The sequence below is a fragment of the Leifsonia naganoensis genome (genome assembly GCF_013410615.1).
Lineage (GTDB): Bacteria > Actinomycetota > Actinomycetes > Actinomycetales > Microbacteriaceae > Leifsonia > Leifsonia aquatica.
Window position 1 is genome coordinate 414,312 of record NZ_JACCHJ010000001.1, and the last position, 14,593, is coordinate 428,904.

General features: G+C 71.1%; 15 protein-coding genes. 8 read left to right on the forward strand and 7 right to left on the reverse strand.

Annotation, left to right across the window (positions count from 1 at the left end):
• Positions 1-16: 16 nt before the first annotated feature.
• Together HNR14_RS02030 and HNR14_RS02035 are read right to left on the reverse strand one after the other, a co-directional pair.
• Complete coding sequence (locus HNR14_RS02030) at positions 17-931, reverse strand: phosphotransferase family protein (RefSeq protein WP_179699581.1); 915 nt, start codon at positions 929-931, stop codon at positions 17-19.
• Entirely contained in the window at positions 880-1,371 is a 492-nt protein-coding gene (locus tag HNR14_RS02035) for a hypothetical protein (protein WP_218874956.1), read from the reverse strand. Before HNR14_RS02035 ends, HNR14_RS02030 begins: the two co-directional genes overlap by 52 nt.
• Before the next feature lie 68 nt (positions 1,372-1,439).
• Here HNR14_RS02035 and HNR14_RS02040 point away from each other — a divergent pair, with 68 nt between their 5' ends.
• Positions 1,440-2,108: an alpha/beta fold hydrolase gene (locus HNR14_RS02040; RefSeq protein WP_179699582.1), complete on the forward strand. Its 669-nt coding sequence runs from the start codon at positions 1,440-1,442 to the stop codon at positions 2,106-2,108.
• A 1-nt stretch (position 2,109) separates the two neighbouring features.
• Here HNR14_RS02040 and HNR14_RS02045 read toward each other — a convergent pair whose 3' ends face one another.
• The 3 genes from HNR14_RS02045 to HNR14_RS02055 all read right to left on the reverse strand — a co-directional run bounded on the left by HNR14_RS02045 (position 2,110) and on the right by HNR14_RS02055 (position 5,028).
• The gene (locus HNR14_RS02045) at positions 2,110-2,634 is read right to left on the reverse strand and encodes a hypothetical protein (RefSeq protein WP_179699583.1); all 525 of its coding nucleotides are present in this window, start codon (positions 2,632-2,634) and stop codon (positions 2,110-2,112) included.
• Between the two features lie 107 nt (positions 2,635-2,741).
• A complete protein-coding gene (locus HNR14_RS02050) occupies positions 2,742-4,463 on the reverse strand; it encodes an AarF/UbiB family protein (protein ID WP_179699584.1) in 1,722 nt (573 codons plus the stop codon).
• 4 nt (positions 4,464-4,467) lie between these two features.
• Positions 4,468-5,028, reverse strand: a complete 561-nt coding sequence (locus HNR14_RS02055; protein WP_179699585.1) for a PadR family transcriptional regulator — start codon at positions 5,026-5,028, stop codon at positions 4,468-4,470.
• A 105-nt stretch (positions 5,029-5,133) separates the two neighbouring features.
• Between HNR14_RS02055 and HNR14_RS02060 the strand changes: the two genes are divergently transcribed.
• The 3 genes from HNR14_RS02060 (at position 5,134) to msrA (ending at position 6,616) form a co-directional block, all read left to right on the forward strand.
• Positions 5,134-5,487 (forward strand): hypothetical protein, encoded by a 354-nt coding sequence (locus HNR14_RS02060; protein WP_179699586.1) that lies wholly within the window; start codon positions 5,134-5,136, stop codon positions 5,485-5,487.
• Between the two features lie 161 nt (positions 5,488-5,648).
• Positions 5,649-6,104 (forward strand): peptide-methionine (R)-S-oxide reductase MsrB, encoded by a 456-nt coding sequence (gene msrB / locus HNR14_RS02065; protein ID WP_179699587.1) that lies wholly within the window; start codon positions 5,649-5,651, stop codon positions 6,102-6,104.
• Entirely contained in the window at positions 6,104-6,616 is a 513-nt protein-coding gene (gene msrA, locus HNR14_RS02070) for a peptide-methionine (S)-S-oxide reductase MsrA (protein ID WP_021758316.1), read from the forward strand. The genes msrB and msrA overlap by 1 nt, the downstream gene beginning before the upstream one ends.
• Before the next feature lie 25 nt (positions 6,617-6,641).
• Here msrA and bla read toward each other — a convergent pair whose 3' ends face one another.
• Positions 6,642-7,580: a class A beta-lactamase gene (gene bla / locus HNR14_RS02075; protein WP_179699588.1), complete on the reverse strand. Its 939-nt coding sequence runs from the start codon at positions 7,578-7,580 to the stop codon at positions 6,642-6,644.
• An 87-nt stretch (positions 7,581-7,667) separates the two neighbouring features.
• On the opposite strand from bla, the gene HNR14_RS02080 reads away from it, so the two are divergent.
• The 4 genes from HNR14_RS02080 (at position 7,668) to HNR14_RS21270 (ending at position 12,827) form a co-directional block, all read left to right on the forward strand.
• Complete coding sequence (locus tag HNR14_RS02080) at positions 7,668-8,588, forward strand: LysR family transcriptional regulator (RefSeq protein WP_179699589.1); 921 nt, start codon at positions 7,668-7,670, stop codon at positions 8,586-8,588.
• Positions 8,581-9,486: a serine hydrolase gene (locus HNR14_RS02085; protein ID WP_179699590.1), complete on the forward strand. Its 906-nt coding sequence runs from the start codon at positions 8,581-8,583 to the stop codon at positions 9,484-9,486. The genes HNR14_RS02080 and HNR14_RS02085 overlap by 8 nt, the downstream gene beginning before the upstream one ends.
• Before the next feature lie 59 nt (positions 9,487-9,545).
• Positions 9,546-10,424, forward strand: coding sequence for a LysM peptidoglycan-binding domain-containing protein (locus HNR14_RS02090; protein ID WP_179699591.1), 879 nt, complete (start codon positions 9,546-9,548; stop codon positions 10,422-10,424).
• 96 nt (positions 10,425-10,520) lie between these two features.
• Positions 10,521-12,827 carry a glycerophosphodiester phosphodiesterase family protein gene (locus HNR14_RS21270; protein WP_179699592.1) on the forward strand — a complete coding sequence of 769 codons (2,307 nt, stop codon included), beginning with the start codon at positions 10,521-10,523 and terminating at the stop codon, positions 12,825-12,827.
• A gap of 107 nt (positions 12,828-12,934) precedes the next feature.
• Here the strand turns inward: HNR14_RS21270 and HNR14_RS02100 are convergent, their stop codons facing one another.
• Complete coding sequence (locus HNR14_RS02100; protein WP_179699593.1) at positions 12,935-14,578, reverse strand: MFS transporter; 1,644 nt, start codon at positions 14,576-14,578, stop codon at positions 12,935-12,937.
• Between the last annotated feature and the right edge of the window lie 15 nt (positions 14,579-14,593).

Sequence of the window (14,593 nt, forward strand, 5' to 3'; positions counted from 1 at the left end):
GCCACCACCACGGGGCTCACCCGATCGCGCCGCGCTCGACCAGCCAGTCCCGGGCCGCGCGGGCCTCGGCCGCCTGGAAGGCGCGCAGCGCCGGCATCCGCGGCGGTGCGGGCTGCAGCGAGCTCAGCCGGAACTCCCCCGCCAGTCCGGCGAGCGCACCGTCGATCGCCTCGTCGGGCACCTCTGCGAACAGGGGATGTGCGAGCAGGGCACTCGTGCCGGGCGAGCCGCTGAGGCGCGCATCCAGCAGCACCGCCAGCCCATCGATCCACGGCGCACCGACGCACGCCCACGCCCAGTCGACGAACCAGACCCGGTCGCCGGCGTCGAGCAGGATGTTGTCCGCGCGGCCGTCGAGGTGCACGAGCCGGTCGCCGGCGAGCTGGGCGCCGGCCGCTGCGGCGAGCGCGGTCAGGCGCTCCCCATTGCGCCGTTCGAGGTCGGTGAGACGGTCCACGTGGTCGGCGACCAGCGTCGGCCACGCCGCGAAGGGCAGCTCGTCCACAAGCCGGGGCAGGCCCAGACCGCGGGCGTCCGGGAACTCGCCGATCGTGTCGAGGATCGCACGCAGCTCATCGTGAGCGGGCAGGGTGGAGGGATGCCGTCCGTCGACCTCCTCGGTCACCAGGCCGAACCAGTCCCCCACCTCGATGGTGGCGAGCAGGGCCGGTGCGGGAACACTGTCCGGCAGCCGGCGCAGCACCTCGGCCTCGCGACGGTAGAGGTCGACCGTCCCGCCGAGCTCCGCCGGCGCCGCCTTCACGAACGCGCGGCTTCCACCGGACGTCCCGACGCGCACGGCCAGCCCGGCCGAGTATCCGCCCGTCTGGTCGGCGGCGTCGACGACCGGTCCGCCCAGCAGGCGGCCGATCTCGTCGGTCAGTTCTCCGGGCGCGTCTGCCCAGCGGATGCGGTCGCTCGTGGCTTCCATGCGGCCACCCTACCCAGGAAGGGCCGCGGCCACGCCCCCAGCGCCAGCACGGCGAGCACCGTCTGCACGAGCCCGGTCGCGAAGAAGACGCCGTGCAGCGGGGACCAGACGAGCATGATCGCGATCTCGATGAAGATCCAGATCAGCATCACGATCCCGGCTGCGGCCTGCAGCCCCCACGCCAACCGGAACCGCGCGTAGTAGGCGATCAAAGCGAGCGCCTGGGACCCGCCGACCACGACGCCCAGGATGACGCCGGGCCAGACATACGAGTCGAACGTGCCCTCCACCCACTCCAACGGGATACCCATCCCGCCCCCGATGGTGAGACCGACCATCCCGATGAGGGCGGAGACCAGGTTGAACCAGGCCACGACCGCGAGGGCGATGCGCAGTCCGCGAGGCGGGGTTCCGGGCGATGACGTCTGGTCCGGCTGCATGCCTCACACGATAGCGGCGGGGCGGTTCGGGACTGTACCCCCGGTCGGATCCGTGCGACCCTGTCGGCGTGCGCGTCGTGCTCGTCCCGGGAGGCGGTGGCGCGGGCTACGCCTGGTCCGCCACGGTCGATGAGTTGCGCCGACGCGGAGTCGATGCGGTCGCACCGGATCTGCCGGTCGGCGCGGGCAACGGTCTCGCCGAGTACATCGATGCCGTCGTGGAGGCCGCGGGCGACGCGTCCGACGTAGTTCTCGGCGCGCTCTCGCTGGGCGGCTTCACCGCCGCGCCGACGGCGACGCACCTTCAGGTCTCCCGGCTGGTCTTCGTGAACGCCATGATCCCCCTCCCGCGCGAGCGCGCGGCGGACTGGGGTGACGCGACCGGCCACACCGCGGCCGTGCGCGCCGCCGAGCGCGCCGCCGGACGCGACCCGGACGCCCCGTTCGACCCGGTCGCGGCCTTCCTCCTCGACCTGACCCCGGAGCAACGCCGTGCTCTGGATGCCGCGGAGCGCGACGAGGACGAGCGCGTCTTCGACGAGCCGTGCCCGTTCGACGCCTGGCCGCCGGTGCCGGTGCGGGTCGTGGCCGGCCGCGACGACCGCTTCCTCCCCGTCGCGTTCCAGCGGACCGTCGCCCGGGAACGGCTCGACGTGGAGCTGGCGGTGATCCCGGGCGGACACCTCGCTCCGCTCTCGCATCCAGTGGAGACGGCGGACGAGATCCTGCGCGAGTGAGCTACTTCTTCTTGTCGCCCTTCTTGTCGTCGATGATCCCGCCGATGAAGCCGCCGATCTGACCGCCGAGCACGCCGCCCGCGGGGCCGCCGAGGAGCGCACCGAGTCCGGCGCCGATCCCGGCCAGGGCTCCGCCGTAGCTCACCCGGTAGACGACGACGGTCGGGGCTCCGCCATCCGGGTCTGGTTCGACCTCGAACGCGCCGAGGGTCGCTCCCGCGACGACCAGCGCGACCGGTGAGGTGGCGACGTTCGCCGCCAATCGGTCGTGGACGGTTCGCGCGTCGAAGTAGGAGCGCGTGACATCCCCTTTGTCGTGGCTCGCCTCGATGACGTGCCGGTAGAGCTGCACGAGGGTCTCGACCTCCTCGGCCGTGATCAGTCCCGCTTCGTGCAGGCGCAGGAGCACCTCCTTCTGCTCCGCGACGAAGTCGCCTTTGCTCTCCTCGATGATCCGGCGCGTCTCGGCTCTCGCCGCCCGCATCCCGTCGGTCGTCCCGATCGCTGTGTGCGCTGTCGTGTCCATCGTCTGCCTCCCCTAGTGAGTGTGTTCCGTCTGATGGCGGCCACAGTCAAGCACTCGGGCAGAGGGATGGGGATGGGGTGCGCACGGCATTCCGGTGCGTGGAAGTACTACCTCCGGCGACCGGCGAACACGGCGACCGCCAGCGGGACGACGGACGCCACCATCAGGACGGTCCCGAGCACGGTGTCGCTCGGCCGCACCAAGGCTCCGGCGACCACCACGCCGGCGAAGACCACGGCCGCGACGAGCCGCCGTGCGGTGCGTTCGAGGCGGTCGACGCGGCGTTCGAGGTGCGGCGTGGAGACGGCGATGCTGCCGTCCTCGACGCGGTCGAGGAGGGCGTCGACGCGTTTCGGCAGCCTCCACGCGACGCTCGCGATGGAGAGGGCCTCCTTCGCGAAGTCCTGCACGACGTTGCCGCGCTCGTCGCGCAGCAGCTGCGACGCGTACGGCTCGATCGAGTCCCAGAGATTGAACCCCGGGTCGAGCGCACTGCACACGCCCGACGTCAGGGACATCGCGCGCACGATGAGGAGGAAGTTCTCCGGCAGCTGGAACGGCAGCGACCGCACCACGTCACCGAACTGGTTGGCGAAGTCGCGGAACTCGCGCGGGTCGACCTCCCGCAGCTCGGCGAAGCCCATGCCGCCGAACCGCGCGAAGAGCTGCGTCATGGCCTGCTCCAGCTGGGAGGTGTCGGCGGAGGGCAGCAGCACCCCGACATCCCGCATCGCGTCGACCAGCCCCTTTCCGTCACGGGAGGCGGCGGCGATCAGGAGCTTGCGCAGGCCCGTGCGCAGCGTAGTCGGCACCTCCCCCATCATCCCGAAGTCGATGAAGGTCAGCCGCCACGGCCGCTCACCCTCGAGAGCGTCCGGGAGGGGCGAGACGAAGATGTTGCCGGGGTGCGGGTCGGCGTGGAAGAACCCGTTCGAGAACAGCTGGTCGAACATCACGGCCGCGAACACCGGTGCGACCTCGGCGGGGTCGATGCCCGCCGCGCGAAGCGCCGCGGCGTCGGTGATCTTGATCGCCGTCACGTCCTCGAGCGTGAGCACGCGGCGGGTGGTGCGCTCCCAGACGACGGCCGGCACGGCCACGCGGTCGTCGGAGGCGAAGTCCTCCGCGAACCGCTCCGAACTCGCGGCCTCGTGCAGGTAGTCGATCTCCTCCAGGCTCGTCCGGGCGAACTCCTCGACCAGCTCGGGCGCATCCACGCGGTCGGAGACGAGCCGCACGTGGCTCAGCCAGCGCCCGACGCGGCGCAGGGCCGACAGGTCGACGTCGACGATCGCGCCGATGCCCGGCCGCTGCACCTTGATGACGACGGCCTCGAGCCCGGTCTCCTCGGCATCCTGGGCCGACAGCCGCGCGCGATGCGCCTGGCCGAGGGAGGCCGCGGCCACGGGCTTCTCGTCCACCCACGCGAAGGCGCTGTCGAGGGGCACACCCAGCTCGGCCTCGGCCAGCGCACGGATCGCCCCGAATGCGACCGGCGGCACCTCGTCCTGCAGGCCCTCCAGCTCGGCTGTGATCTCGGGCGGCAGCACGTCGAGGCGCGATGACATGAACTGCCCGACCTTGATCATCAGGCCGCCGAGGTCGACGGCGAGCACGTGGAAGCGCTGCGCGAAGCGTTGCATCCGCCTCGACCGCGTGCGCTCGGCCACGCGCGCCAGCCCGATGCGCGGCAGGAAGAGCTCGTACCACCAGGTGACCGCGAGGTTCCAGCCCGCGAACCGGAGGATGCGCCGGTAGCGGCGGCGGGTGTCCCCCGCCGCGGCCTCCGCCCCCGCCTGCTCGCCGGCCCCCGGGCGAACGGACGTCACCCCGTCAGTCCTGCGCGAGGATCGAGTACAGGCGGCGCCGCGCCTCCTCGAGCACGGTCACGGCCTGCGCCACCTGCTCGGGCGTGCCGGTGCGGCGCACCTGGGCCGCCGCCTGCGCCAGCTCGACGCCCGCCTTGGGGAGCGGGCCGAACGGGTCGCTGGGGCTGCTGCCGCCGCTCGAAGCACCGGACTCCCACGGAGCGGGTCCGGCCTCCGCGGCCTCGGCGCGCCCGGCCTCGGTGAGGGCGTAGGTCTTGCGACCGTTCGACTCCTCGGCCGTGAGCAGACCCTCGTCCGCCAGCAGCTGGAGGGTCGGGTACACGGAGCCCGCGCTCGGCTTCCAGCTGCCGCCGCTGCGCTCCTCGATCTCCCGGATGATCTGGTAGCCGTGCATCGGCTTCTCGGCGAGCAACGACAGCACGGCGGCACGCACGTCGCCGCGACCCATCCGGGTGCCGACCCGCTTCTCGAACGTCGAGCGCAACTGCTCGAACGCCTGCCACATGCCGTCCGCCGTCATGCCGGGGCCGAAGCCTCCGGTCGGGAACGAATTCGAACCGCTCATGATGTCCTCCTCAGGAGTCGTCAACGATACTTAACGATATATCGTTATTGGCGCGAGCGATAGAGCGATTCGACGGTTCCGTGCGGATGACGGGAGAATCGGTTCGTGGTGCTGCTCGCCCTGACTGCGTGCGCGTGCATCACGATGCTCGCGCGGTCCGGCCGGCTGTGGAGACGCTTCTCTCGCGGAACAGCTCGCGCAGGAGGCCTCGTCTATGCCGCCTGGGTCGGCGAGATCCTGGCCCTCGCCGGCGTCCTCACCCTCCCGGCTGCGATGATGCGCGGTCCGGCCACCCTCAACGGCGTCTACGGGATGTTCCTCGCCTGGGTGGTGGCCGTCGCGCTGCTGGTCTGGTTGTCGTACCGTCCCCGGTCGGGCGCGTGGCAGCCGCTCATGATCGGCGCCGCCGCGACGCTCGTCGGCGCGCTCGGCATCCTGATCAGGGTCGTACGCGCCTAGCTCGGCCGACATTCGTGCCGAATGTGGGGAATGCGGGGCTCAAAGTCGACATTCGGCACGAATGTCGCGCCATGACGCTGCGACACCCGTCCCCTGGCCTCGCACAGCGGGGCGCAGTAGCGTTGCGGGTGCGAGTGAAAGACGCAGAGAGGACGTACGAGATGGCTCAGTACACACGCGATCCGGACGCGATCGCCCGGCTGACCCCGGAGCAGTTCGCGGTGACCCAGGAGGCCGCCACCGAGCGGCCGTTCGACAACGAGTTCTGGGACAAGGAGGATGCGGGGCTCTACGTCGACATCGTGTCGGGCGAGCCACTCTTCGCCTCCACGACGAAGTACGACAGCGGATGCGGCTGGCCCAGCTTCACGAAGCCGCTCTCGGCCGAGAACATCGTCGAGAACTCCGACACGTCGCTCGGGATGGTGCGCACCGAGGTCCGGTCGTCGCACGGCGACAGCCACCTCGGCCACGTCTTCGACGACGGCCCCGCCGATGAGGGCGGCCTGCGCTACTGCATCAACTCCGCGGCGCTGCGGTTCGTGCCGCTGGCCGACCTCGAGAATGAAGGGTACGGCCAGTTCGCACCCCTCTTCGAGAAGACGGCGACCGCCTGATGGCCACCGAACGCGCCATCCTCGCCGGCGGCTGCTTCTGGGGTCTCCAGGAGCTCATCCGCGACATGCCCGGAGTGCTCGGCACCCGCGTCGGCTACGCGGGCGGCCACACCGACAACGCGACCTACCGCAATCACGGCGACCACGCGGAGGCGGTCGAGATCGACTTCGACCCGTCCGTGATCTCGTACCGCGACCTCCTGGAGTTCTTCTTCCAGGTGCACGACCCGACGACGAAGAACCGCCAGGGCAACGACGTCGGCACCAGCTACCGGTCGGTCATCCTGTACCTCACGCCCGAGCAGGAGCGCGTGGCGCGCGAGACGATCGCCGAGGTCGACGCCTCCGGGCGCTGGCCGGGCAAGGTCGTCACCGAGGTCGAGCCCGCCGGCACGTTCTGGGATGCCGAGGAGGAGCACCAGGACTACCTGCGCAAGCACCCCGGCGGCTACACCTGCCACTACGTGCGCCCGGACTGGGTCTTGGACGACGAGGTGAGCGCGGCAGGCTAGCCGCCGGAGCGATCACGGGATCCACTCACCGGAGCGCTGCGACCGCCGTCTTCGTGGCGGCGGCCAGCAGCGCGTTGTCCGGCGTCGCGTCCGGTGTCGCCTTGCGCGACAGCGTGACGACGACGATCGGCGCACGACCGGCCGGGTAGACCACGGCGATGTCGTCGCGCACCCCGTACTCCCCCGTGCCCGTCTTGTCGGCGACCGGCCACGCCGGGTCGACCCCGGCACGGATCGTGTCGTCGCCCGTGGTGTTGTCCAGCATGGTGTTGCGCAGGAGGGTGCGGTCCTTCGCCTCCAGCGCGGAGCCGAGCAGCACGGCGCGCAGGTCGCTCGCGAAATGGGCCGGCGTGGTGGTGTCGCGCGCGTCGCCGGGCAGCGCCTCGTTGAGGTCCGGCTCGATGCGGTCGACGTTCGTCGTGCGGTCGCCGATGCCGCGCAGCCACTGCTCGACGGCGTCCGGTCCGCCGAGTCGCGCGACGAGGAGGTTGGCCGCCGTGTTGTCGCTGAACCGCAGCATCGCGTCGATCAGCTCGCGCACAGTCATTCCGGTGTCCACGAATCTGCTGGTGATGGGCGCGTAGTCCAGCAGGTCGGCGCTCGTGTAGTGGACGACCTGGTCGAGGTCGGCGTCCGACGAGCGCCCGAGCAGCGCGGCCGCGATGAAGGTCTTGTTCGACGAGGCGAACGGGAACCGCTCCCCGCCGCGGTAGGCGACGGTGCGTCCGTTGCCGGTGTCGATCGCCGTGACGCCGAGGGTCGCCCCGTGGGTGCGCTCCAGCTCCGCGAACGCGCGCTGTGTACTGCTCGTGCTGCTCGCCGAGGCAGATGACGCCGCTGCGCTCTGCGAGGCCGGAGCGGCCTGGGCCGGCGCGAGCGAGGATGCCGCGCATCCCGAGATCGCGACCGCGAGGGCGACGGCGACGCCGCCGGTGACCGTGAGGAATCGTTTGCGAATGTCCATGCGGGCAGCCTCGCTCGCAGCGGCGATCCTGTCGAAGACCGAAACGCTCCCATCGATGCCGGATCGGCATGCATTTAGGGTGGAGCCGTGGATCTGATCGCTGCGTGCCGGGTGCTGGTCGAGATCGGCGACCGCGGGAGCGTGACCCGCGCGGCGGCCGCGCTCGAGGTGGCGCAGTCCGTCGCGAGCCGTCGCATCCTGGCGCTGGAGGGCCACCTCGGCCGCCCGCTGCTGGAACGGACCGCCCGCAACGCCGTGCTCACGCCCTTCGCCCGCGACCTGCTCCCCTCTGCGCGCCGCCTCATCCTGCTGGCCGACGAGCTGGAGCTCGACGCGGCCCGTGCCCGCCTACGGCCGGTGACGGTGGCGGTGCCGGTCGGCTGCTCCACACGGGAGCTCGCCGTGGTCGATGCCGCCGGCCGCGTCGCCGGGCTCCGCCTCGAGTTCCGGGCCGACGACCCCGCGCACCGCGCCGAGCTCGCCGCGACCCGGAGTGTGCGTCTGGCCGTCGCGAGCGTCGCACCCGATGCCGCGACCTGGACCGCCGACCTCGGCGCCGCCGGCCGCCGAGCCGCGGGTGACGCTCTGCGCCTCGACGAGCTGCGGCCGGGCCGCACAGCGCGTTCCCGCGACGACGACGCCGGGTCGCGGCTGCGCATCGGCCCCGAGGACGACGTCCCGCACATCCGGGATGCCCTCGTGCGCGCCGCCTTCGCCGTCGGTCTGCTGCCGAGCCAGCTGCCGGTCGATGGCTCGACGACGGCCTCCCTCGCCTCGGTGCTCGCCGACGGAGACCTCCTCCTCTGCACCGAGGCGGAGGCGCGCGAGCTCGGCCTGCACTGGCGGCGGTTCACCGGGTTCGGCGTCGCGCGCGGCTTCGCCCTCGTCGGCGACAGCGAGAACGATGTCGCGACGATCGCGAACGCCGTCGGCGACGAGCTCGCCGCCGCTCTCGGTGCGCGGGTCCGCGTTGCCGGAGAGGGGACGGAGGCCGGCCCCGATGCATGACGCGCGCTTCCTCGACGCGGTCCGCACCGACCTGGCGGCGGCCGGGCTGCGGGCCTCGATCGTCGTCCGCGACCTCGGCACCGGCCGCGAGCTCGACCTCGACGGCGACGTCGTGACGCCCGCCGCCTCGCTCGCCAAGGTCCCGATCGCCCTCTCCGTGCTCACGCGCGTGGCGGACGCCCGGCTCGACGGATCCGCTCCGGTCGCCGTGCCCGCCGGCGACCCCGCGGGCGCGCTGCCGGGGACGACGCGCTTCAGCCACCCCTCGGTCATCGCGGTCGACGATCTCGTCTCGCTCGCCGTGACCATCAGCGACAACGGCGCCGCGGACGCGCTCCTCGGCCTCGTCCCGCCCGCCGAGGTCATGGCCGATCTGGAGGCGCTGGGCGTCCGCGGCATCGCGGTGCGGCATCCCTTCGCCGATCTCTCCGACACCCCGCTGGAGCGGTTCGCGCCGGACGAGGCGCACCTCGCCCACACCCTCGCCATCCGGGGCAGCACGCCCGCGCACGGGCATCCGATCCGGCAGCTGGATGTCGCTCGCACCAACACCGGGACGGCTCGCGCCTTCGCCGACCTGCTCGAGGCGATCTGGAGCGATCGGGGCGTGCATCCCGACGCCGCCGCCGCGCTCCGCGAGCACCTCCGCGCCAACCTCCTCCGTCACCGGCTCGCCCCTGACATCGTGGCCGACGACACGGCGTGGGCGTCGAAGACGGGGACGCTGCTCAACCTCCGGCACGAGGCCGGCGTTGCCGAGCATGCGGACGGATCGCGCTTCGTCATCGTCGCCATGAGCACGTCGAGCGTGCCCGCCTCCGCCCAGCCCGCTGCCGAGGCGGCGCTCGGAGCAGCCGCGCGCCGGATGCACGAGAGGGTGCGGAACGGCGCGGAGTGATCGTCTAGGATTCACGGAGACGAGGAGGCCGCGGGGTGGCGGCGATGGACAGGGGGACGATGTTCAGGGGAAGCACGCGACGATCGATCGCGGCCATCGGCGTCGTCACGGCGACGCTCATCGCACTCTCCGGATGCGCGCTCTTCGGGGCGAAGCCGCACCCGACGACGACGCACACCCGCACCGCGACTCCGACGCCCACTCCGACGCCGACCGGTGACGCCACCCGCTCCGGGATCGGGTCGTCGCCGGCCCCGACGCCCGTCATCCCGCCCACGCTGACCCCGGTCCCGCCGGGCACCGTCGTCGCTGAGGGCGACGTCGCCTCCCCCAAGGGCAGCATCCACTACCACTATCGGGTCGTGTCGAACGGCGACAACACCTACTCGGCCCAGTTCTCGGGCTTCACGTCGACAGTCCCCGTGCCGGTGTCCGTCACCTTCCTGGACACTCCGCCCCAGGTCGGCGACGGGATCACCTACCACGGCGTCGGCGACTTCCAGCTCGGCGGCCCGACCACGTCGCCGGCGGCGGCCTCGTCCAGCACGCTGGGCAGCGTCGGCCAACCGTCCTACCTGGTCGCCCTCGTGACATACTCCTCGGCCCCGTCGTTCGACGGCGTGCCGCAGGAACTCGGCCCCGACAAGGTCCTGGCCGTGAACACCGTCCGCTGGTCCGTTCCGGTTCGGCAGTCGAACGTGCATCCCGTCGACAACGGAGCGAACCCCGGCGCGAGCGGGACCGTGACGGCGACCACGGCGTCGGGCGCCCCGAAGACGTACGTGGTCGCCGCGGGAGACGCCCCGGCGGGCATCGCCCAGCGCTTCGGGATCCAGGTCGCGGACCTCTACTGGCTCAACCCCGACTTGCCGTCGTCAGGATCGCAGCAGGTCGTCTTCGAGGGGACCGAGTTGAACCTGGACCCCGACAGCCTGTAATACCAGATCCCTTTATTCCATGTAACATGTGTGAAATCGAGTACACATGTTGCATAAGGAATCGACGGCGCTTCCTTCCCTGATGGAAGGATCGTCGTGCCCCTCTCGACGCGCGCCCACTGGCTGGCCGGACTGCTCGCCCTGACGACCGCTCTCGCAGCACCACTGGTGACAGCGTCGCCGGCTTCAGCTGAGACCGCCCCTCCCACGAGCGTCCCGGCGGCGTGCTCTGCTGGGACTCCGGTGATGTCCGAGGACTTCACCGACGGCGCGATCCCCGACGGATGGACGACCCGAGCCGGCACCTGGTCCATCACCGACGGCGCCCTCACCGGAACCGGCCCCTCCACCGCCGCCAACCCCACCCGCATCATCACCGACGCACCCCACCTCGACCGGTACTGCCTCGACCTCACCATGCGCTTCACCACCACCGCCTCCGCCACCCGCTGGGCAGGCGCCATCCTCGACATCGACCCCACCACCACCGGCGGACCCTGGCAACACGCCATGATGCGCACCAACGGAACCGTCGCCTTCGGCACCCGCACCCCCACCAACACCGGCTGGGGAACCGACACCCTCGGCACCACCCAAACCCCCATCCCCCTCAACCAGACCATCCACCTCACCATCCGCGTCGACGGCACCCACGGCGAAATCCACTACAGCCCCACCACCACCGACACCCCCACCAGAATCGCCACCACCGACACCCTCCAACGCACCCCCACCGGAACCATCGGCCTCCTCCTCGACGGCACCACCACCCACTACGACAACATCACCCTCACCCAACTCCCCGAACCGGCGGCCTGCTCCGCGGGGACTCCGGTGATGTCCGAGGACTTCACCGACGGCGCGATCCCCGACGGATGGACGACCCGAGCCGGCACCTGGTCCATCACCGACGGCGCCCTCACCGGAACCGGCCCCTCCACCGCCGCCAACCCCACCCGCATCATCACCGACGCACCCCACCTCGACCGGTACTGCCTCGACCTCACCATGCGCTTCACCACCACCGCCTCCGCCACCCGCTGGGCAGGCGCCATCCTCGACATCGACCCCACCACCACCGGCGGACCCTGGCAACACGCCATGATGCGCACCAACGGAACCGTCGCCTTCGGCACCCGCACCCCCACCAACACCGGCTGGGGAACCGACACCCTCGGCACCACCCAAACCCCCATCCCCCTCAACCAGACCATCCACCTCACCATCCGCGTCGACGGCACCCACGGCGAAATCCACTACAGCCCCACCACCACCGACACCCCCACCAGAATCGCCACCACCGACACCCTCCAACGCACCCCCACCGGAACCATCGGCCTCCTCCTCGACGGCACCACCACCCACTACGACAACATCACCCTCACCCAACTCCCCGAATCCACCCCCATCGCGCTGACGATCGCCGGAGCCCCTGACCGCACCGCGGTCACCGACGCGCCGATCACCGCGTGGAAGCCCAGCGCCCTCGGCGGGGCGCCCGCCTACACCTGGTCCGCGACCGGACTGCCGGACGGCCTGGCGATGAACACGACGACAGGATCGGTCACCGGGACGCCCACGACGGCGGGGAGGTCGACGGTGACGATCGTCGCGACCGATGCCGAGGGAGCCACCGCGTCGGCGATGTTCATCTACACCGTGACCGCGCTGGCCTGCTTCCCCTCCGACCGCGTTCCCGCCGCCGGGGACACGGGGGCCGTCGTCGCGCACCGCGGCAACGACGGTGACGACGGGTTCGGCGACAACACGCTCGCCGGCATCGCCAATGCCGTCGCGCACGGAGCGGATGCCTTCGAGATCGACATCTTCTTGACGAACGACGGCGTGCCCGTCGTCCGTCATGATGCGATCGGCGACATCTCGCTCGCCCAGTTCCGCGCCCGCTACCCCGATCTGCCCACCCTCGAGGAGGTCGCGAGCTGGATGCAGGACTCCGACGCGACGATGCTGCTGGAGTACAAGGCGTCCTGGACCGTCGACGGCGCGCGGATCGTCACCGACGTCCTGCACGCTCATGGCGTGGAGTCGCGCACCGTGACCCAGGCGTTCTCTCAGCCGGTCCTGGACGCGGTGCACACGGTCGATCCCGAGATGCCCCTCATGCTCCTGGTGAGCGGCGGCGTCACTCTCGACCAGATCCGGACCGCGCAGAGCCGCAACCTCGCCGGCATCAACCCGTCGACGACCCCGAGCGCAGCGACGGTGCAAGCCGCGCACGATGCCGGGGTGAAGGTCTTCGTGTGGACGAAGAACAGCGCAGCGGAGTGGGCGACGGCCACCGCGGCCGGCGTCGACGGGATCATCACGGACAACACGAGCGCTCTCGTCGGCTGGTACGCGTCGTACAACGCCTCCATCGGCCTGAAGGCCTGCCGCCCCTAGGTCGTCCGTCGGCCGCTGAGTGCGCAGACGACTGCGCCCCCGCGGTACGAGTGCGCCTCGTCGCGAGGGTGCAGTCGTACCACGGGGGCGCAGTCGCCTCTCGGGCGCTACTCGGAAGCGGAAGCGGACGCGGAGGCAGCGGCGGCGGTCACCGCGGCATCCACCGGCTTCGCAGCCCGCGGCGTGCCCGGGATGAGCAGCGTCGCGATCACGCCGACGATGAGGAACCCGGCCGCGAGGTACGAGCCGATCGCGATCGCCTGCGTCATGGCCTCCCGTGCCGCATCGGCTGCGAACACCGTCTGCGGGTTCGACGCGAGCGGTTCGATCACGGCCCCCGCGCTGTCCGTGACGGCGTTGCTGAGCTTCGTCGCCTCCGCACCGGTGAGCCCGGCATCCGTCAGCTTGCCGTGCAGGATGCCGCCCAGCGACGAGAAGAACACCGTAGTCAGCGCCGCGATGCCGAGCGCAGAACCCAGCTGGCGGAAAGTGCTCTGGATGCCGGAGCTCTGCCCGCCCTCCCCCTCGGGCACATCGGCGAGCACCACGTTGGTGACCTGCGACGTGGCGAAGCCGACGCCGATGCCGTAGAAGAACAGCACGAGTGCGATGAACCACCAGTTCGCGTCGGTGACCGCCGCGACCACACCGAGCCCGACCAGGCCGACGACCTCCAGGACGAGGCCGATGCGCACGAGGGCCAGCGGTGACACGCGCTCCGAGAGCGGGAAGCTGATCCCGCTCGCGACGAAGCTGCCGATCGCGATGGGCACGAGCGTCGCACCCGCCTCCAGCGGCGAGTAGTCGAGGGTGAACTGCAGCCAGAGCGGCAGCACGGCGATGATCCCGAACTCCCCGAGTCCGATGATCATGGTCGCGATGTTGCCGTTGCGGAACGACGCGATCGAGAAGAGCTTCACATCCATCAGCGGCGGGCGGGCGCTGGAGGCCCGGCTCAGCAGGATCTGCCGCCACACGAAGACCGCGAGCAGCACGATGGAGAGCACGAGCGCGACGAACGCCGGCGAGAGTCCGCCGTCCCAGGTCGCGCCGAACAGCGTGAACGCCTTCTCACTCGTCACCCAGCCGTAGACACGCCCCTCGACGAGGCCGAACGCCAGCAGACCGAGGCCCAGGACGGAGAGGAGGGCGCTGAGCGCGTCGATCCCTCCGCGCGATCGCGGCGGTTGGGTCAGGAAGACGGCCGCGATGACGAGGATGACGATCGTGAGCGGGATGTTGATCCCAAAGGCCCACCGCCACGACGCGTGCTCGGAGAGCCAGCCGCCGAGCACCGGGCCGAGCGCGGTGGCCGCGCCGATCGTGGAGCCCCAGACCGCGAACGCCTGCCCGCGCGCCGGTCCCGTGAACATGTGGTTCAGCAGCGCCAGTGACGTCGGCAGGATGGCCGCCGCCCCGATCCCCTGCAGGAAGCGGGCCAGGATGAGGATCTCACCGTTCGGCGCCAGCCCCGCGAGCAGGCTGGTCAACCCGAAGACGATGACACCCCAGATGAACACGGTCCGCGCGCCGCGCAGGTCGGCGATGCGCCCCGAGACCAGGAGGAGCGCGGCGAACACGATCGCGTACGACTCCTGGATCCATTGCGCCTGACTCGAGTCGATCTTCAGGTCATCGATCACCGACGGCGTGATCACGTTCACGATCGTCGTGTCCACCACGATCAGGGCCACGCCGAGCGCGACTGCGATCAGCCCGATCCAGCGCCGCGCGCCTGCGGATACCGCCATCTTGTCCTCCTTGTT